This is a genomic window from Pedobacter steynii (assembly GCF_900103665.1).
In the GTDB taxonomy this organism is placed as follows: Bacteria; Bacteroidota; Bacteroidia; order Sphingobacteriales; family Sphingobacteriaceae; genus Pedobacter; species Pedobacter steynii.
Genome location: NZ_FNGY01000007.1, coordinates 139,519 through 158,881, shown reverse-complemented (window position 1 = coordinate 158,881; position 19,363 = coordinate 139,519). Strand labels below are relative to the sequence as shown.

The window sequence follows — 19,363 nt, the reverse complement described above, 5'->3', positions numbered from 1 at the left end:
TAGATTAGCTACATTTATAGCCTTATGTTAAAAATAAATAACCTCTCGAAAATAGCCCTGTTGTTCGCTATTCTCTTTATCGGTTGTAAAGAATTTATCGAGCCGTCTATTGATCGAAAAAATGTAGTGTTACTTGCACCTTCAAATGGTGCCGAGAGCAGCATCTATAACCAAACATTTTGGTGGGAAGAAGTGGAAGATGCTTTAAAGTATCGGTTACAACTCGTGACCCCAAGTTTTGATAAAACGACCAGATTACTCCTGGATACCGTTATCCGGACCAATAAGTTTAAATTCCCCCTTGACCCCGGTCAGTATGAATGGAGGGTGAGGGCAGAAAATGGAAGTAGTAAAACGGCTTATGTCAGTGCTTCTTTTACCATTCATTTGTCTTCGATAAAACAACAACAGGTACAGCTGCTGGCACCGGCAAATCATGCGGTGACTACAGAGGCCTCAGCCATTTTTAAATGGTCAAGTCTATACGGTGCAAATAAATACAGGTTGCAGATTGATACCAATAATTTTGCTGATGAGAGTCAGCTTTTCTTAGACAAAACGATATCCAATCTGGAATTTACTGTGGTATTTAACAGGCAGAAGGTCTATCAATGGAGGGTACAGGGTAAAAACGATACTGCCGAATCTAAATGGTCTGAGTTGCGTGATGTGAAATTTGACAAATCTCCGCCGGCAAAGGTCGAGCTGATCTCACCGGCCAATAATGTGGTCGTTAGTAAGCCCGTTAACCTGAAATGGGCAGCATTGGCAACTGCCAAAAAATACATGCTCTATGTATACCAAACTAATGGTAAGGATCCTTACGACAAGACTTTCCCGGTAACACTGACGGCAACTTCTTATTCTTTTGTTGACGGATTGGTTGGAGAAAAGTTGTTTTGGGCGGTTAGGGCTGTTGATGAAGCCGGTAATCCTGGTCCATATAGTGAATTAAGGAGTTTCATTATTCAATAAATATGCAGGTAGGAAAGAACAAGAAGCTTACCTATTTGCTGATATGTGCGGTTGCAGTGGTTTGGGGAGTAATCTTGTATAGGGTGTTTTTTAATCAAATGGATGATGACTATGAGATGAAAAGCCAGCCAGTTGTAAGAAAGCAGGAACCCTATGATCAGTACGCCTTAAAAGCGGATACTTTTAAACTTGCACTAAATTATAAAGACCCTTTTCTCGGTGTTGTTGCACCTGAGCCAAAGGTTGTCGCGGTACCAGCTCAACCGGTAAACTTTGCACCTGCACCTTTCAAACCTCAAATAAACTGGAGCAGTATAAAATATTCGGGATATGTAGTGAATCCGGTAACAAAGAAAATTGTTTCAATTGTTGTCGTTAACGGGAAAGAGCGTATGCTTTCTGAAGGAGAGTTTTTAGAAGGAGTAAAGTTGATTAAAAATAAAAAAGATTCTATCCTGGTCTTTTGGCAGGGTAAGCAAAAACACATAAAACAATGATAAGGTCTATTCAAACTGTATTTTTTCAGATCGCTCTTTTTATCTTTTTAGCAGGAAAGGTCTTCGGACAGAGCTATCCAGGGGATATATTGAGCCATAAGATTATGGTAAACGAGGAAGGCCGGACCATTGTTGCTTATGTAAAGCCAACCAGGGGACTGCCAGTTGAGCCTGATAACCAATATTTTTCATTCTACGGACATAAAATTCAAATCACTCAGGGTGGATATAGTGGGAAATTACTACATGGTAGTTACAGGGAATGGTATAGCAACAAGAATTTAAAGGAGGTAGGTTTTTTCCATAAAGGATTGAAAGCCGGTATTTGGAAAAGCTGGACTGAAGATGGAAAACTAAGTGAAGATTATACCTGGAATTTCGGTAAAAAAAACGGACGTTATCATAAATATGATGCGCTGGGCAGAACGGTTGAAAAAGGAAAATATAAGAATGGCTTGCTAAACGGGAAACAGGAAATTTTGACTGGAGACAGCACCAGGACCATCGTTTATAAAAATGGTAAAGTGAAAGTAGCTAGTCATAAAAGCTTTATCCCCGGATTCATCAGGCGAATCTTTAGTAAGTAATTTGCAAAAAAAGAGTCATGCTTAAAGCCTCCACCTTGTACATCGTGGTTATCGTTTCTCTGCTGATTGCAATGATTTCTGCATCCTTATTAACGATTGCTTTTTATTACCGGTTGGAGGTTCAGAAAAAGGTCAGGTTTGATAAATTACTTGTTAACACGAGCTCGGGCACAGAAATATTGCTTTCTGAAGGATTCAGTGCTTACGATAAGGATCAGGTTTCGGACTTGTTTGAAGAGCAGAAAGACAGCCTGGTTTTAAGAAAAGAAATCTGGGGTGTTTACGAGCTGGGTCTTGTGAAAGCATTTGAGTTGAAAGATACACTGAAACGCAGTTTTTTTGCCGGTACAACTTTCCTGGATCCTAACGTGATTTATCTGGCCGATGAAGATCGCCCGCTTTCGCTAAGCGGAAAAACCCAGCTTATTGGTGATGGAGAATTGCCTAAATCAGGACTCAAACAATCTTATGTGGACGGCAAACCCTATGAAGGTAAAGAGCTGATTAAAGGCAAAATTACGGAAAGCAGCAGAGGTGTTCCTCCTTTGAATGAGACCTTATTAGGAGATATTGAAAAAAAATTCAATGTGGAGGAGGGGGCAGTCTTTAATGTCAGAGATTCCGTGTCGAATTCTTTTTTTAATCCTGTGCTGCTGTATAAGTTGACACCGGATCAACAGGAAATAACCGACGTTAAACTTAAAGGGAAAATTATACTGGTTTCGGATACGATAGTCAATATCTCTGCTACAGCGGTTTTTGAGGATGTTCAGGTTTATGCACCAGCCATTATTGTCGCCTCAGGATTTAAGGGGACATGTCAGCTTTTTGCAAGAGATTCTATTGTGATTGGCAAAGATTGTGCTTTCGGTTATCCTTCTTTTGCCGGCGTTTTTAAGTCGGCGGAAAGTAAAATACAATCTAAGATTAGTATTGGAAAAGGGGTCACATTTTCGGGTGTCCTGTTGAGCTATGAGAAGAAGAGAACTGACTTGCAGACGATGATTTCCATTGGAGAAAAGAGCCATTTAAGAGGGGAAGTCTTTGCAACCGGTTACATTAAAATGGAAAGAGGCATTACTGTTTATGGAAAAGTGTATGCAAAACGCTTTATCATGCAGACGCCGTCTACACTCTATGAAAATTACCTCATTGACATTACACTGAACCGTAACTTGCTAAGTAAATATTACCTGAGCTCAATGATGTTCAAAAGGGGAACCCCGGAAAGGAGGATTTTAAAGTGGCTAAATTGAAACCGGGTACCTTAAAAGCTTCCACACTTTTGGAGGTGATCGTAGCGATGGTGATCATTATGATCGTTTTTGTACTGGCAACAGGAATTTTCACCAAGGTGATTGGTTCCTCAGCATCAGTGAAACAGCAACAGGTCAGATCGCTCAGTTCGGGGATCATCCAGGAGTCTTTAACTCAACACAACTGGACTGATGAAACCGTTAAAATTGACAGTATTGTTTTTCAAAAAACAGTGCTGCCTTATGGGACTGATCCGGATCTGTTACAGATTAGCGTCTCTGCTATAGAACATGGGAAAGAAATTGGAAAGTCAAGGCGGATTGTAAGGAAAGGGAGGGACGATGCTAAATAAAAAATTGCCTGCTTTTACTTTGATGGAAGTAACCATAGCGATGTTGATCGCCGCAATAGCTATTGCGATTACTTTTACGGCTTATAGGATTATAAGTGGATCATACCTTAACTTTACCAGAAAGCAAGATCGGATAGCGACTTTTATTACCGCCGACAAACTATTGAAGCAGGACTTCCTTAAAGCAAGAAAGATTGTTAAAGTTCCCGATGGGTTGGCTTTAGAAATGGAAGGAGGTGTTGTTAATTACAATTTTAACAATGCGTACCTCCTTCGTGATCAGTTTTCCCTGAGAACAGATACCTTTAAGCTAAAAATTGATAAACTTAACTTTTTATTTGAGAATGAGGCCGCTGTGGAGGGTAGTCCGGTAGATCAGTGTAGCTTTGAAACAGAAATTGACAAACAGGCAATTTCACTTTATTATCAGAAAACATATAGTGCAAAGGACCTATTCCAATAATTATGCCTTCAATAGATATCTCACAATACCAGAAAAAGAAGCGTCCGGATGCTAAACCGGAGGGCAATGATTTGTTTGCATTTCTTAACAAGGACATTAGTTTTGGAAGTAAACAGGTACCTGATAAAAAGAAAGAAAGTTTATATGTAGAACTCAGTACTTTGTTGCTTTCCGGAATAGATCTCCGGACAGCGCTGGAGTTGATCCTTGTAGATCAGGAGCAGGCAAAAGACAAAGTATTGTTTGAAGGAATCAGAGCAAGAATATTGTCGGGACTGGCACTCTCGGAGGCCTTAAAAGAAACGGGGCAATTTAGTGATTATGAATTTTACAGCATCAGGATCGGGGAAGAGACGGGGCGTTTAGGTGAGGTTTTAACCGATTTGTCGAAGTATTATAAGAGTAAAATTCAGCAGAGAAGGAAGATTGTCAGTGCAGTGACCTATCCTGCTATCGTATTGCTTTCTTCGCTCGGTGCGGTATTTTTTATGATCAAATTTGTGGTGCCTATGTTTGCCGATGTCTTTCTCCGCTTTGGGGGTAAACTGCCCTGGATTACCGGGGCAATTATCAGTTTCTCGAATTGGTTTGACCGGTATTTTAGTTTATTCCTGCTATTTATTATTGCGGTTACTGTTGTTTATTTCCTGAAGAGAAGGAGTGAGTGGTTTAGAAAAATATCTTCCGGTCTGCTGCTAAAGATTCCGGTGGTGGGAGATATCGTCAGAAAAATATACCTGGCCAGGTTTGCCAATACGATGCGTTTATTGGTGAGTACGGATACGCCTTTGTTGCGTTCTATCGCGCTGGTAAGGCAGATGATCAGTTATTATCCGATTGAGAGCTCATTGTTAAAGGTAGAACAGGATATTCTTCAGGGAGAGTCTCTGCACAAGAGCCTGGCTTCATTTCCCTTTTATCCCGCAAAAATGATCCAGTTGATTAAGGTGGGGGAAGAGGTAAACAGGATGGACTATTTCTTCGAAAAGATTGCTTCACAGTATACGGAAGAAGTGGAATATCGGACCAATACCATTAGTAGTCTGCTGGAACCATTGATCATTATCTTTTTAGGTCTGGTAGTAGGTGTAATTCTGATTGCAATGTACCTTCCAATGTTCCAGATGAGCAATAGTTTTTAACTTATTTTTATTTAAAGTAATTTTTGATTCATTGTAGCAATAATCTATATCTTTATACGCGGAGTGTAGCTCTTTGTATTTAACTCAAATCATCAAAATAAACGCTTTCATGAAAAAACGCCTTCTTCCACTCTCTTTTGTCATTCTATCGGCAATTCCGGGTTGGAATAGCGCTATGGCGCAGGACAATAAGCTTGATCTTACCGGAAACGTCGGTATAGGGACCACAAACCCTTTAAAGGCATTGGAGGTAAGAACACCGGCAAACGATTTTATGTCAGTCGGATACCAGTTAAATCTCGGGCAGTTTAGTGGTGTACATTTTGGTTACCTGGAGAATAATAATATTTTATATCGAAAATCTGCTTTGGTATTTGAAAGACTGGACCACTCTGCGAGAGGTAAGATCCACCTTCTGAATAACGGGGAGGCGAATGCAAATTCAGCACGTTTATCTGATGCGCGTTTAACCATAAATTACGATGGCAAAATAGGTGTAAATAAAGTAAATCCAACTGTAGACCTTGATGTGAATGGAGACGTACAGTGGTCAGGCTATAATGCGGGTAACCTTAGGGGAGCAAAAATTGGACATAGTGGCGGAAATTATGGTGGAGTAGGATACAATATAGATTTTACGGGAACGACCGGGATTTTTAACAGACCATTAAGCGACAGGACTTCCTACATGGAATTTACTTTCGGTGGCTTTAATTTCTTCGGTACCTCAGATTCAAATCCTGCGAACGGTGTGACCTTAGCCGGCACCGGTGGATCAAACCTTAATTTATTGGCTGTATTAACGAGTACAGGTGATTTAGGACTAGGCACGAGTACGCCAAAAGAAAAACTATCGGTTAATGGAAAAATTCGGGCGCATGAGATCAAGGTAGAAACGGCCAACTGGCCTGACTATGTTTTTGCAAAATCTTACCGGCTTCCGGATCTTTCAGATACGGAACAGTTTATTCATAAAAACGGGCATTTGCCAGGGATTCCTTCCGCTTCAGAGGTGAAAACGAATGGCGTTGAACTGGGGACTATGAACGCGAAATTATTGGAAAAGATAGAAGAGCTGACCCTGTATATGATCGAAATGAAAAAGGACAACGAGCAGCTCAGGAAAAGAGTGGTAGAATTGGAATTAAAAAACAACAAATAAGCATATGAAAACTCTTAGTGCAATCATTTTTATCAGCTTCTTTTCGCTGATATCCTACGGTAGGGCCCTTACCGGAAGTTTTAAGGTCAATGGGGAGGGAACGAAATTCTATCCGGTAATTTTTACTGATGGTGGTTGGGATAGTAATGTTCCAACGGAGTTGTTTCTCGGAAGATCAAATGTTCATACGGATGTGGCATGGCTGGGTTCCTTAATGTCAAAGTTTACGTTTCATACCAGCAGCGGCGGGCATCAGGCAAGTTTTATCAATGCAGACATCAGGCAAGGATATACCTCGTTTATCGCAGGTTGGAAAGATGTGACTGCCGTAAATAATTACAAGAGAATTATCATCTGGCTTAAAGGAAATGCAACTTATTATTATAATAGTAATTATGAGGTTAGTCCCCTGGTGTATGATGGTGTGGCAAATCCGATCACTTATGTAGAAATGAATGTAAGCAATTCAACTTCTATTAACCATACTTTTAAAACAAGTATCGATAGTTATGTGAATTCACAGGGAATATCTCATAGTAACGCTGCATATTTTTCCGGCGGGACATTTAATTTTTTTGGGGCTAGCGTTGGCATAGGAACGCAAGATACGAACGGATATAAGCTGGCAGTGAAAGGTGGCATTATCGCAGAATCGGTCAAAGTGCAAATACTTCCAGCCTGGCCAGATTATGTTTTTGCGAAATCTTATCAGCTTTCGGATCTTTCGGATACGGAAAGGTTTATTAAGGAAAACGGCCATCTGCCGGGAATTCCTTCAGCTTCAGAGGTGAAAGCAAATGGAATTGATCTGGGAGAGATGAATGCTAAGCTTTTACAGAAGATTGAAGAACTCACTTTACATTTAATTCAGAAAGAAAAACAAAACCAGGATCAGGAGATCCGTATTAAAAAACTGGAAGAACATTATTCGAAATCGAAACCAGAGTAAGCGTTTTCTTGTCCAATTATTTTATGCTCTTAAATATGAAAAATTCGTTTAAAATTATTTTAATGGCAACACTATTGCCATTAAGTCTTGTTGCGCAACATAGAGACGATGCAGGACTTCAGGGAAATGCCGGAGCGGTTTCGGGTTTTTTTGAAGCAATTGCTCCCGTAAACTTTCCTGCTGGTGCCTCGAGTTGGTGGCATTTGTTGGATGTGAGGCATAGTAATACAACCAATAACTATGCGATGCAGTTTGCTGGTAGTTTTTTTAACCAGCAACTATTTTTCAGAAAAACTAATAATAGCCCAAGTACGCCATGGAGCAGAGTGTTGTTAGAAATTGATGGTAAGGTGGGCATCGGTACCGAAGATACCAAAGGATATAAACTAGCTGTTGCAGGCAATATGATCGCTGAATCGATCAAAGTACAGTTGAGTACCGCCTGGCCGGATTATGTGTTTGCTAAATCTTACACACTACCAGCTTTATCCGAAACAGAGAAATTTATTAATGAGAATGGTCATTTACCTGGTGTTCCTACTGCTTCTGAGGTAAAAGCCAATGGGATTGACGTTGGAGAAATGAATGCGAAGCTACTGCAAAAGATAGAGGAACTGACCTTGCATCTGATCCGTCAGCAAAAGGAAATAGACCAATTGAAGAAACGTAAATGAGAAGTACAATTTTAATTTTTGTCTTAACGGTTTTGGCTTTTAAGACGGATGCACAAACACTGCAGAGTGTAACGGACAATGGAAGTACAACTTCTAACAGAATATCTATCAACACGGGAAACGAAGGCCTGGCACTACTGGGCAATTCCTATTTGTCTTTCAAAAATGCTGGAAATTCATCAAGAGTGGGATATATGCAACATGACGGAGAAAATCTGGTCATCAATGCGGATGTTGGAAACGTAAGGTTTACAAACAATGTTGGTATTGGTATACTTAATCCTATTTACAAATTAGATGTAGGTGGTGAGGCTAGGGTGGCAACAACAGTTATCACCAATTCGAATTCTCCATTTTCAAATTCTTCGGTATTGTATTCTCAAGGCGGTTTCAATAACATGTTTGGTGTTGATGGAACCTGGACTTCGAAGTACTTTGGAATGAAGACAGACGGAACGTTTGTAGCTATGGGTGGAAATGTTGGGATTGGTACTTCAACGCCAGACGCGAAACTTACGGTTGCTGGAAATATACACGCAAAAGAATTAAAAATATCTGTAGCTGCAGGTGCTGATTTTGTGTTTAATGAGGATTATAAGTTGTTGCAACTGGATAGTGTTGAGTGTTTTGTGAAAATAAAGAACCATCTCCCAGGTATCCCATCAGCTAATGAAATGAAGACTTCTGGTCTGGAAGTTGGCGATTTTCAAATTAAGCTATTGCAAAAGATAGAAGAACTGACTTTGCATCTAATTGAATTGAATAAGAGAAACAATGAAAATGAGCAAAAGTTAAAAAATCAGGAAAAACAAAACATGGAACGACTAAAACAGCAGGATGAAAAGATTAAAGTGCTGACAGAGTTGTTGAACAAAAAAGGATAAAATGTGAATTATAAATTCATCTAAAAAATTGTAACTATTTAAAATGAAACCATATTTCAAAGCCCTCATTATTACTTTTATTACCGGTTTGGTTTATTTTCCGGAGGTCCATGCGCAGAACCTGCTTGACCTTCAGGGATGGACAATAGGAACTGGAAGTTCCGGCATATTTACTGCAAATGGTCTGGACTCAGAAAATTCAAGAGAATGGGGAGAGGGGCCAAGAGGGGAACGTACGATATTATGGAAGGCAAGCCCTGATGGGAATGTTGATGGTGATGGGGGCTGGAATTCTCTTTTTTTTGCAATCAGCAATGCCAATATGTACCGGTTCGCAGTTTGGATTAAAAAAACAAATTCTCTAGATGGAACCACTTATTTTGGTTGCCAGAATGTGCGATATTTAGATGGATCAAATAATGATAACGCATATTTCCTGGAAAGAAAACTTCCTGAAATAAATAAATGGTATTTATTAATAGGGTACATTCATGCCAGTAATGATGAATCTCTGGTTAACTACGGCGGAGTTTACGATGGTACTACAGGAGCCAAAGTGGGAACTGCTACAGATTTTAAATTCAAACCGGGGGCTGTGAACACCAATCATCGGACTTATTTGTTTTACGATCCGAATGTGAATGACAGGCAGTTTTTCTATGCACCAAGGGTTGACCTTGTCAATGGAAACGAACCAACAATTGCTTCCCTGCTAGGCCTGCAGGGCGTTTCAGGAGATATGGCTTATTTTCCGGGTAAAGTGGGAATTAAAACCTCGGTTCCGGGTGATTATGAGCTGGCTGTTAAAGGGAAAATCCGGGCACAGGAAATAAAAGTAGAAGGAGGCATATGGCCGGATTATGTTTTTGCTAAATCTTATGAGCTCCCGGTTTTATCCGAAACAGAAAAATTCATTAGAGAAAATGGTCATTTACCTGGTGTTCCTGCTGCTGCTGAAGTAAAAGCAAATGGGATTAACATTGGAGATATGAATACGAAGCTACTGCAAAAGATCGAGGAGCTGACCTTGCATTTAATCCGTCAGCAAAAGGAAATAGACCAATTGAAGAAACGTAAATGAGCAGTGCAAATCCCGAATATTCATAAACTATATTACTCAATCAAAATCAGTTTAAAATGAAGTGTTATTTTAAAATTATCACGCTCTCTTTTCTTATATCGGTGATTTATCAACCCGATTTACAGGCCCAAAATATGCTTGATCTTCAGGGGTGGGTAACCGGATCCGGAAGTTCCGGTGTGTTCAACGGAAATGGTCTGTCAACCGAGAACATCAGAGAATGGGGGGAGGGACCTGATGGTCAGCGCGCAGTGTTATGGAAAGCCATTCCTGACGGAAATGTTGACCCTGATGGGGGCTGGAACGTTGAATTTTTTCCAATAAGTCATACCAATATGTATCGTTTTACAGTTTGGATTAAAAAAACAAATTCTCTGGATGGAACCACTTATTTTGGTTGCCAGAATGTGCGAAATTTAGATGGATCAAATAATGATAATCCATATTTCCTGGCCAGAAAACTTCCCGAGATAAATAAATGGTACTTGTTAATAGGGTACATTCATGCCAGTAATGATGAGTCTCTGGTTAACTATGGTGGAGTTTATGATGGTACTACAGGAGCCAAAGTGGGAACTGCTACAGATTTTAAATTCATACCGGGGGCTGTGAATACCAATCATCGGACTTATTTGTTCTACGATCCGAATGTGAATGACAGGCAGTTTTTCTATGCGCCAAGGGTTGACCTTGTCAATGGAAACGAACCAACAATTGCTTCCTTACTAGGTCTGCAGGGAGCTTCAGGAGATCTGGCTTATTTTCCGGGTAAGGTGGGGATTAAAACATCGGTTCCAGGCGACTATGAGTTGGCTGTGAAAGGTAAAATTCATGCACAGGAGATTAAAGTAGAAGGGGGCATCTGGCCCGATTATGTATTTGAAGACGATTATAAGCTATTGTCCCTACCTGATCTTGAAAAGTACATTAAGCTGAACAAACATTTGCCGTCAATGGCGCCAGCAAAGAAAATGGAATCTGATGGTGTTTCATTAGGCGAAACCAATAGAAAACTTCTGGAGAAGCTGGAAGAGGTAACGTTACATCTGATTAATCTCGATAAAAAGGTTAGTCTTTTGGAAAAAGAGAATGCAAAATTGAAAAAACAAAAAATAAAATAAAATGAAAGGTTCGGTAATTCTATTGGCTTTAATCTTAAGCTCGGTATTTTGTGTAAGTGGGCAAACCACTAAGTTAATTGTTCAGGATACCCGATCTGAAAATACAAGTCCGAGTTCATATTCCAGTTCTGTTGAGTCCCATTTCAAAGAAGGAGGGAAAATTGGTCTTGAACCTACTGCCTCAAATCAATATTATACAATTTTAGGTCTCAGAGGTTGGTTGGCTGACAATTCCGGAGGGAAGGCACACGAACTCGCATTTTCTAATGATGGACGGATCTTTTTCAGGTCCGGAAATTCTCCAAGCTGGGAAGGTTGGCGCAACTTGTTGGTCAGTAATGAGCAAGGGTTTTATGGTATAGGTACGGCGAGTCCTACAGAAATGCTTTCTGTTAAAGGTAAAATCCGGGCACAGGAAATAAAAGTAGAAATGGGGAACTGGCCTGATTATGTATTCAAAAAGGATTATCCCTTAATGACATTGACTGAACTTGATTCATTTATTAAACTGAACAGTCATTTGCCAAATATGCCCGCTGCAAAGGAAGTAGAGAAGAATGGAGTAGATTTAGGAGAGATGAACAGGAAACTTTTACAGAAAATAGAGGAGTTAACCTTACACCTGATCGAGAAAGATAAGCAAATTCAAAAACTGGAAAAGCGAATGAGTAAACTGGAGGAGAAACCAAATTCCATTTGATTTTTTTAATATCCTATGATTATGCAAAAAATGCGTTATTTTAGTCGAAATTATCGTTGCTTATGAATAGACAACTCCTTAAAAGAAAAGTAAAAGCTTATACACTTACAGAAATATTAGTGGTACTGGTGATCATAGGGATCCTGGTATTGTTGGCTTTACCAAATTTACTTCCATTAATCACGAAAGCTAAAAGTACAGAAGCAAAGGTTCAACTGGAACATGTGGCAACACTGGAGAAGAGCTATTTCTATGAAAAATCTAAATATAGTGCAGACCTTACCGAAATTGGTTTCATACAGGAAAAACTGACGACCGATGGCAAAGATGGAAGAGCAAACTATAAAATAGAAGTAGTAACTGCAACAAACAATGCTTTTCTTGCACGTGCAACAGCCGTTACAGATTTTGATGGCGATGGTACGTTTAACGTTTGGGAAATTGATCAGGATAAGAATCTGAAAGAAGTGGTGGCCGATTAATGATCTTTTTACAAATCATAATCCTGATGTGTCTTGCTTTTGTTTTTTATCAGGATATGCGTTACAGGGCTGTTTACTGGATTTGTTTCCCTATTCTTGCAATTTTGTTGTTCGGTTTGAAATTTAGCCTGACAGGATTTATAGATGGGCTTACAGAAGCTGGTTATGGCTTGCTATTTCTGCTGATTCAATTGTTTTTTTTATGGATTTATTTTTCTGTGAAGAACAAGGGGATGGTAAACATTACCAATGATTATCTGGGTTGGGGAGATATCCTGTTTTTAATCGCAATCACGTTTTACCTTTCCCCCGGAAATTATGTGCTGTTTTATATTAGTAGTCTGATCCTGGTTCTTATTTATGCTTTATGCACCAGTTCTTTTCAGAAAGAGAATAAACATATTCCTTTGGCTGGTTTACAGGCAGCCTTGCTGGCCTTGTTAATGATGACGGATCATTTGCTGAGCACATTTGCCCTGTATAGCGACCGCTGGATTTATATTTTAATGAGTTGATGGAAGAAATGAATTTACAAAATCAAGAATTCGATCCTGTATTTATCCATTCGGTAAGTAAAGAACAGGCCTGGCATTATCGCATTCTTCCAAAAGAGAATAATCCCGATGGAATGGTACTGCTTTGTGATGAGGGGGCAGAAATGACCTCACTTTCAGATGAACTGGAAATTTTGCTTGGTAAAAACATTGTTCTGGAACAGCAGCCTGCCGAAATCATTAGCGTTTTGCTTCATAAACATTACCTTAAGGAGAACGGACAACACCAATTTCAAAAGACCGTAACCGCGATTGAAGGTGATGGCTTTTTGAATGATTTAATCCGGGAGGCCCGGAACCTGAAAAGCAGTGATATTCACATAGAAATTTATGAAGAGCGTTGCAGGGTCCGGATCCGTATAGATGGAATGATGGTGGAGCGTTACGTACTTAAAAAGACGGAGTATCCTGCCTTAATCAACAAAATAAAAATCATGTCTAACCTGGACATTGCAGAAAAGAGGCTCCCCCAGGATGGCAGGATAAATTTTAGAAATGGCGAAGAACAATTCGACATCAGGGTTTCTGTTTTACCTACATTACATGGGGAGAAGGTCGTACTGCGTTTATTGAATAATAATGCCGCAAATATTGATCTGAATCATGTTGGCTTTTCTGATTTTGATCTCGCAAATTACCTGCAAGGCGTAAAAAGACCAAATGGAATTATCCTGATTAGCGGACCTACCGGATCAGGAAAGACCACGACCTTATATGCTACACTGAAATACCTGAATAAAGAAACCAGAAATATATTAACGATTGAAGATCCTATTGAGTATACGCTTCAGGGAATTAATCAGGTACAATTAAAGGAAAGCATCGGACTTACTTTTGCCTCCGCTTTAAGAACTTTCCTTCGTCAGGATCCTGATGTGATCATGGTAGGGGAGATTCGGGATCCTGAAACGGCTAATATGGCCATCAGGGCTGCGTTAACAGGCCACTTGGTGCTTTCAACTGTGCACACGAACTCCGCCTGGGGAACAGTATCCCGATTGATGGATATGGGAATCCCTTCTTTTTTGGTCGCCAACACGCTGAATACTTCTGTGGCACAAAGGCTATTGCGTCTGTTGTGTAAAAAATGTAAGGAAAAGGTTCCTTTTGACTCTTCTTCCTATCCCAAACAATTTAAACCTTATGCTTTGGTGAGTACGCATTATATTGCCAAAGGCTGTGAGCATTGTTACTACACCGGATATAGTGGAAGGAAAGCTGTTTACGAAGTAATCCCGCTTGACCAGGAGTTAACTGTTGAGATTAAACAAGGGAATATGTATATTAACCCTTTGCTGGAGGCCAGGGGAATTAAAACGTTGGGTGAAAATGCTTTCGCCCTTTTTGCCTCCGGTGACACTACTATTGAAGAAATCTATCCGCTACTTTTTACAAGCTAATGAAGACGCTCAAAATTAATATCCCCCGGTTTATATTTACAATTGTTTGTATCTTATCCTTGTCGTTACAAGTTAATATTGTAAATGCGCAAGGTACCGCTGCCTCGGAAAGGGAGCGACTGATAGAAAATCGATTGAGGAGTCTGGCCATCACTGTTCCCGGCCTCAACCAAAAGGTACAAATGAATGTGTCTAATGTTTCTGTTCAGGAGTTTTTGCGTGCATTGGCGCAGGCGAACAATCTGAATATTAATATTGATCCAAACCTGGATTTCAAGATTTATAATAATTTTACCAACGAAACCGCATTGAATGTGCTGATCTTTCTAAGTAAAGAGCATGCTTTGGACATCAATCTTGTCGGATCAATCATGTCGGTGACCAAGATTCCGCAGCCAAGACCTGTAATTCCTGTAAAAGAGATTAAAGCCAGTTATAATGGTCAGAACAATACATTGACGCTGGAATTGAATAATGATACACTCGCACTCGTAGCACGTAAAATCACGATGTTATCTCAGAAAAATGTAGTGGTTCCAAGTACATTGTTGTCGAAAAAAGTTACCGCTTTCCTCTCTGATGCTCCTTTTGAAACCGCATTGGAGAAAATGGCGTTTGCAAATGATCTCAAGGTTGTGAAGACCAATGACAATGTCTACGTTTTTGAATCCCTGGCTGAGGGCGAAGAATTATTTATCAATAGTGAGAAGAATACTTCGGTCAGAAGAAATCTCAAACCGCTTAATGTTGGTGGAAATTCTGCACCCGGGAATTTCAGAATCCAAAGCAGAACTGCTGAAGGGGGGAGGAAACTGATCAGCATCGACGCCGTAAATGTTCCGATATTGGATCTGGTAAAGAATGCTGCTCAGGAGAACAATTCTAATTATTTTCTATATTCAGACCTCAAAGGAAATATTACTTCGAGAGTGAACGACATTAGCTTTGATAACTTGCTGACTTCCATTTTCCAGGGAACAGAGTATACCTACAGAGTAGAAAATGGGATTTACCTGGTTGGCGACCGGAAAATTGAAGGATTGCGGTCCCATAAGCTGGTTCAGCTACAAAACCGCTCGATCGATACAATTCAGAATATGATTCCAACGGAATGGAGGAGAGGTGTGGAAATCAAGGAATTCAGGGAACAGAATACGATTCTTTTATCCGGGTCTTCTCCACAGATTGCAGAAATAGAATCCTATATTAAAAAGTTGGATAAGCTGGTTCCAATGATATTAATTGAAGTTACGCTGATAGATGTCCGGAAAGGAAAAAGTATTAAAACGGGGATTTCTGCCGGAGTTTCCGATTCTGTAAAAACCGGTGGAACCGTGTTTCCCGGGCTGAATTATACTTTTGGTTCTAAATCCATCAATAGTTTTTTATCCATGCTCGGGAGGAATAACTCTATTAATCTGGGAAGGGTTACACCTAATTTTTACGTCAAACTAAGTGCACTGGAGAATAATAATAATGTAGAAATCCGCTCTGTTCCTAAGTTATCTACTTTAAATGGACATAGTGCAAATCTGAGTATTGGAAGTAAAAGGTATTACAGCACAAAAACACAAAATGTAATCCCATCTTTAACCAGTCAGACTTTAATCACACAACAGTTTACAGCGGTGGATGCGAATCTGGAAATCAAAATCCAGCCCACTGTTTCAGGTGATGATCAGGTGACTTTAAAAATTAATGTCGATATCTCTGATTTTATTGGTAATCCTCCTGATGATGCGCCACCACCGACCTCTACAAGTAAATTTGAATCCATTATCAGGATGAAAAATGAAGAAATGATCGTATTGGGAGGCCTTGAACGGACAGAAAAAAGTGAGGGAGGAGAGGGAGTTCCATTTTTATCAAGAATACCAGTTTTGAAATGGTTATTTAGTAGCAGAAGTAAGTCTGATAGCAAAGTAGTGACCATTGTCTTTATTAAGCCAACGATCATTTATTAATATGGGGTCCTTTTTGAGTAATGCTGCGGAGATACATTTCAAGTCTGATGGGACCTGTTCCATGCGGCTGGTTGAGCTTTCTTTGTCAAAAAAACTCATCCAGATTGAATCAAAGAAGGAATATTCAGGAAGCCTGGAAGAAGTTTTAAAAAATGACTTTTCGGGCCCGTTAGCGCTTACGATTACTGGAAAAGGATTGTTGGTCAAAAAAACAGCAAGGTTAGAACAAGTGACAGAACAGGGGCTTCAGCATCTTTTTCCTCAAATGAAGCTATCGGAGTTTTATGTTCAGCATTTTCCTACAGGTACTTGTTCATTCATCGCTGTTATAAGAAAAGAGATTGTAAATGCGATGATCTCTGCCTTTAAATTAAAGTCTGTAGATATAGTCCTGCTGAGTCTCGGCCCTTTTGTAGTCGATCAGGTAGTCCCCCAAATTAACTCCTATGGAGCGCAATTAAAATTCGATGGACACCATATTACTTTTGATGGAGATAAGAACTGGCAGGAGTATTCATTTAGTGCAGGTGAGCACGCTGCATTCCCACTAAAGATTGACATAGAAAGTATACCGGAAAAATATCTTTTAGCTTATGCCTCCGCCTTTCAGTTTACACTCCATGAGCAGCTAAACCTGATTGAAGTCCTGTCCGCTGAAATCAAACAAAATTTGGTTGATTACGCCGCGAAGCTAAAGTTTAAGAAACATGGAATGCTGATACTCCTGTTCTTTTTTGTCTTATTGATGCTTAATTTTTTGGTGTTTAATTATTATAATTCGGACAACCAGGAGCTGATGAGCAAGGCTGGTCAGAAATCTTACGTTTTTGAGAATCGCCAAAAAATGGAAGAAGATGTGAAGGTAAAAGAAGGCATGGTACAGAAATTAGGTTGGAATAAGGGATATTCCTATGCCTATCTCTGTGATCAGCTGGGTCAGACCTTACCAAAAGAAATTAAGCTGGAGGAGATGCAGATCAATTCCCTGTACGGAACTGGCAGCGGGCTTTTGAAAGCACCTCAGCTTGATAATGGAAGCATGAGAATCAAAGGTCAGACCAGCAGCGTTTATGCCGTAAATGACTGGATTTATACCTTAAAGGAAAAGCAATGGGTGAAGGAAGTGAAGCTGGAAAAATATATGGCTGACGATCAAAAAGGAGCCCAGGTTTTTACATTATTCTTAAGCTATTAATATGTTGCCTAAACTAAATTATATCCAGAAAAATAAGCTGTTGTTACCTTTGTTGGGAATTGGCCTTTTGCTAAGCTGGTTTCTGGCTTTCAGTAAGACTTTTGATGCCATCATGCTTCATCGGAAACTGAATGCGGAGTCTGCTCAAAAAAACGACATCTCGTTTAATCCGGTTTATGTTCAGCGAAAACTGGAAGCACTCGATCGGATTTTAAAAGGATATCTGGTTGGAGAAGATTGGAATGATTTGCTATGGATGCGTGGATCAGAAATAGCTGCGAGACAGAATGTGGGCATCGAGTATTCCGCAACTAAAATCTCCACGGAAACGGATAGTACTACGTTAGGCAAGGCGCAGTCTTTGAAATTTTATGGAAATTTTGTACAGCTGGTAAAGCTGATTGATACACTGGAAAGATCTTCTAAAATAGGAAAGATTTCTGCATTACAATTTAATGCTCCCAAGCCGGATTTATTGAATGAGCAGGCCGGTAAAAATGTGTTGAGACTAGATTTTAAAGGACTTTCTACTCCTAAATCTGTTAATTAACTAACTCTGCAGCTAAACACTAAAGTCCGGTTATCCGGACTTTAGTGTTTAGCTTGTTTTAGCACTGCTCTAAACTCAACAGATTGTCCCTTTTTGTGCTGTCGGGAATCGTCTTTATATAAGGATCACGATCATCTATCCTTACAACAGTCACAAAAACCTTTTCTTTTTCAACCTGAACATAAAATTCTGATGGATTTGCATCAATGCGCCTGATTGCTGCTTTAACAGGGATAATTACTTTTGTCCTGTCATCATGATACCCAATATGAGTAATGTGTTCATGAGAACTGTTTGCGTTAGGTTTAGTGATGCAGAAGACTTGATAACTTGCCATAATAACTTATTTAAATAGATGAATATATGGCCTGCAAATTGTCAATTCGACAGCGCCATAAGTTACGGGTACCCGTAACCGCCAAAAATTTTAAATTACCATGTCATGTATCAACAACGGGCCCATCGATATTTTATCGATGGGCCCGTTGTTTTCAAAATAAGAACGCAGTTGATGTCAGTCTTATTTTGGATACAATTTTTTTGTCGCCAATGCATCACCGGCAGTAAACCCGGCCCATGGCAATACAAAAGAATTCATCACAGAATTGGCATCTACAGTAGCAGTGCCTGGAATGAATACACCCGAGGTCTGATTGGTGTGCATAAAACCAATGGTATGACCAAGTTCATGTGTGATGGCAAAGAGTTTCTGACTGGCACTCATGGTATTATACTTGCTGTTGATCTCGACACTTACGCCTGGTTTGCCACTCGATGCTGGCAAATAAGCACGTGCAATCCAGTTGGCATTCTCGTAGCCCATAAATACCCGGGTATCGTAGGCCGTAGTCGAAGTAGTTATCGACATGCCGAGCTCGATGGTTGTACCCTGGCCAGGCATATTGTTCCAGTTTGCAATGGCACCCTGAACGGCAGTTTTCCATTCCGGTGTCACTGTGGGCTCAATATAAAGCCTGACATTCTTGTGGTAAGGAGCCGCAATGATGTAATTGCCCCTCCAATGTTCCGTCTGAGGGCTGCCTGAAGCGCCTTCGTTTTTGATTCTGGCTTCCACGTCTTCGCGGCTGATGACGATATCTGTTTGAATGATAAAATTCCCGTCTTTAAAAACGATGTCTTCCGCTTTGTAGCCTTTTTTAACAAAATAGGCAATAGACGATGCGTTTTCATCTTCTGCCTTTGGCTGTGCAGCGGGCATTTCTTTTTTACAAGAAGAGATAATTGAAGAGAGTAGCAAGATGCAACCTAACAGGCCTACCTTGCTGAGGTAGTGTTTTGTGTTCATGGGATGATTTAGTTAAGGATGATTAAATTGATTATTCTAATTTAATTAAAAAAATCATATTTATTAAG

At 39.9% G+C, this 19,363-nt stretch carries 22 protein-coding genes; 20 read left to right on the top strand and 2 right to left on the bottom strand.

The genetic code is table 11. The features are described 5' to 3' along the window. Positions 1-24: 24 nt before the first annotated feature. The 20 genes from BLQ87_RS19990 (at position 25) to BLQ87_RS19895 (ending at position 17,989) form a co-directional block, all read left to right on the top strand. On the top strand, positions 25-975 hold the full coding sequence (locus BLQ87_RS19990) for a fibronectin type III domain-containing protein (RefSeq protein ID WP_074610314.1): 951 nt from the start codon (positions 25-27) through the stop codon (positions 973-975). A 2-nt stretch (positions 976-977) separates the two neighbouring features. Further along, positions 978-1,472: a hypothetical protein gene (locus BLQ87_RS19985; protein ID WP_074610312.1), complete on the top strand. Its 495-nt coding sequence runs from the start codon at positions 978-980 to the stop codon at positions 1,470-1,472. After that, a complete protein-coding gene (locus BLQ87_RS19980; protein WP_074610310.1) occupies positions 1,469-2,059 on the top strand; it encodes a toxin-antitoxin system YwqK family antitoxin in 591 nt (196 codons plus the stop codon). Before BLQ87_RS19985 ends, BLQ87_RS19980 begins: the two co-directional genes overlap by 4 nt. A gap of 17 nt (positions 2,060-2,076) precedes the next feature. Next, complete coding sequence (locus BLQ87_RS19975) at positions 2,077-3,315, top strand: hypothetical protein (RefSeq protein ID WP_074610306.1); 1,239 nt, start codon at positions 2,077-2,079, stop codon at positions 3,313-3,315. Beyond that, entirely contained in the window at positions 3,303-3,668 is a 366-nt protein-coding gene (locus tag BLQ87_RS19970) for a PulJ/GspJ family protein (protein ID WP_143010493.1), read from the top strand. The genes BLQ87_RS19975 and BLQ87_RS19970 overlap by 13 nt, the downstream gene beginning before the upstream one ends. Then, on the top strand, positions 3,658-4,131 hold the full coding sequence (locus tag BLQ87_RS19965) for a hypothetical protein (protein WP_074610301.1): 474 nt from the start codon (positions 3,658-3,660) through the stop codon (positions 4,129-4,131). Before BLQ87_RS19970 ends, BLQ87_RS19965 begins: the two co-directional genes overlap by 11 nt. Before the next feature lie 2 nt (positions 4,132-4,133). After that, positions 4,134-5,273, top strand: coding sequence for a type II secretion system F family protein (locus BLQ87_RS19960; RefSeq protein WP_074610298.1), 1,140 nt, complete (start codon positions 4,134-4,136; stop codon positions 5,271-5,273). Between the two features lie 109 nt (positions 5,274-5,382). Continuing rightward, the gene (locus BLQ87_RS19955) at positions 5,383-6,435 is read left to right on the top strand and encodes a hypothetical protein (protein ID WP_074610294.1); all 1,053 of its coding nucleotides are present in this window, start codon (positions 5,383-5,385) and stop codon (positions 6,433-6,435) included. Positions 6,436-6,439: 4 nt separating this feature from the next. Continuing rightward, on the top strand, positions 6,440-7,384 hold the full coding sequence (locus tag BLQ87_RS19950) for a hypothetical protein (RefSeq protein ID WP_074610291.1): 945 nt from the start codon (positions 6,440-6,442) through the stop codon (positions 7,382-7,384). A 62-nt stretch (positions 7,385-7,446) separates the two neighbouring features. Next, positions 7,447-8,058 (top strand): hypothetical protein, encoded by a 612-nt coding sequence (locus tag BLQ87_RS19945; protein ID WP_245723892.1) that lies wholly within the window; start codon positions 7,447-7,449, stop codon positions 8,056-8,058. Beyond that, complete coding sequence (locus tag BLQ87_RS19940; protein WP_074610284.1) at positions 8,055-8,942, top strand: tail fiber protein; 888 nt, start codon at positions 8,055-8,057, stop codon at positions 8,940-8,942. Before BLQ87_RS19945 ends, BLQ87_RS19940 begins: the two co-directional genes overlap by 4 nt. Before the next feature lie 43 nt (positions 8,943-8,985). Continuing rightward, the gene (locus BLQ87_RS19935) at positions 8,986-10,023 is read left to right on the top strand and encodes a tail fiber protein (protein ID WP_245723891.1); all 1,038 of its coding nucleotides are present in this window, start codon (positions 8,986-8,988) and stop codon (positions 10,021-10,023) included. 56 nt (positions 10,024-10,079) lie between these two features. Then, complete coding sequence (locus BLQ87_RS19930) at positions 10,080-11,144, top strand: tail fiber protein (protein WP_083361968.1); 1,065 nt, start codon at positions 10,080-10,082, stop codon at positions 11,142-11,144. A gap of 1 nt (position 11,145) precedes the next feature. Next, a complete protein-coding gene (locus BLQ87_RS19925) occupies positions 11,146-11,844 on the top strand; it encodes a hypothetical protein (RefSeq protein ID WP_074610281.1) in 699 nt (232 codons plus the stop codon). 62 nt (positions 11,845-11,906) lie between these two features. Continuing rightward, positions 11,907-12,326, top strand: coding sequence for a type IV pilin protein (locus tag BLQ87_RS19920; protein WP_074610279.1), 420 nt, complete (start codon positions 11,907-11,909; stop codon positions 12,324-12,326). 26 nt (positions 12,327-12,352) lie between these two features. Next, complete coding sequence (locus BLQ87_RS19915; RefSeq protein ID WP_074610276.1) at positions 12,353-12,841, top strand: hypothetical protein; 489 nt, start codon at positions 12,353-12,355, stop codon at positions 12,839-12,841. Positions 12,842-12,849: 8 nt separating this feature from the next. After that, positions 12,850-14,280 (top strand): GspE/PulE family protein, encoded by a 1,431-nt coding sequence (locus BLQ87_RS19910; protein ID WP_245723890.1) that lies wholly within the window; start codon positions 12,850-12,852, stop codon positions 14,278-14,280. A 59-nt stretch (positions 14,281-14,339) separates the two neighbouring features. Next, positions 14,340-16,244 (top strand): type II secretion system protein GspD, encoded by a 1,905-nt coding sequence (locus BLQ87_RS19905; RefSeq protein WP_245723889.1) that lies wholly within the window; start codon positions 14,340-14,342, stop codon positions 16,242-16,244. A 1-nt stretch (position 16,245) separates the two neighbouring features. Beyond that, on the top strand, positions 16,246-17,439 hold the full coding sequence (locus tag BLQ87_RS19900; protein ID WP_074610270.1) for a PilN domain-containing protein: 1,194 nt from the start codon (positions 16,246-16,248) through the stop codon (positions 17,437-17,439). Between the two features lies 1 nt (position 17,440). Then, positions 17,441-17,989 carry a hypothetical protein gene (locus BLQ87_RS19895; protein WP_074610268.1) on the top strand — a complete coding sequence of 183 codons (549 nt, stop codon included), beginning with the start codon at positions 17,441-17,443 and terminating at the stop codon, positions 17,987-17,989. Between the two features lie 58 nt (positions 17,990-18,047). Here the strand turns inward: BLQ87_RS19895 and BLQ87_RS19890 are convergent, their stop codons facing one another. Both BLQ87_RS19890 and BLQ87_RS19885 read right to left on the bottom strand, forming a co-directional pair. Then, a complete protein-coding gene (locus tag BLQ87_RS19890; protein WP_074610265.1) occupies positions 18,048-18,326 on the bottom strand; it encodes a DUF3892 domain-containing protein in 279 nt (92 codons plus the stop codon). A gap of 183 nt (positions 18,327-18,509) precedes the next feature. Beyond that, a complete protein-coding gene (locus BLQ87_RS19885) occupies positions 18,510-19,295 on the bottom strand; it encodes a M57 family metalloprotease (protein ID WP_074610263.1) in 786 nt (261 codons plus the stop codon). Between the last annotated feature and the right edge of the window lie 68 nt (positions 19,296-19,363).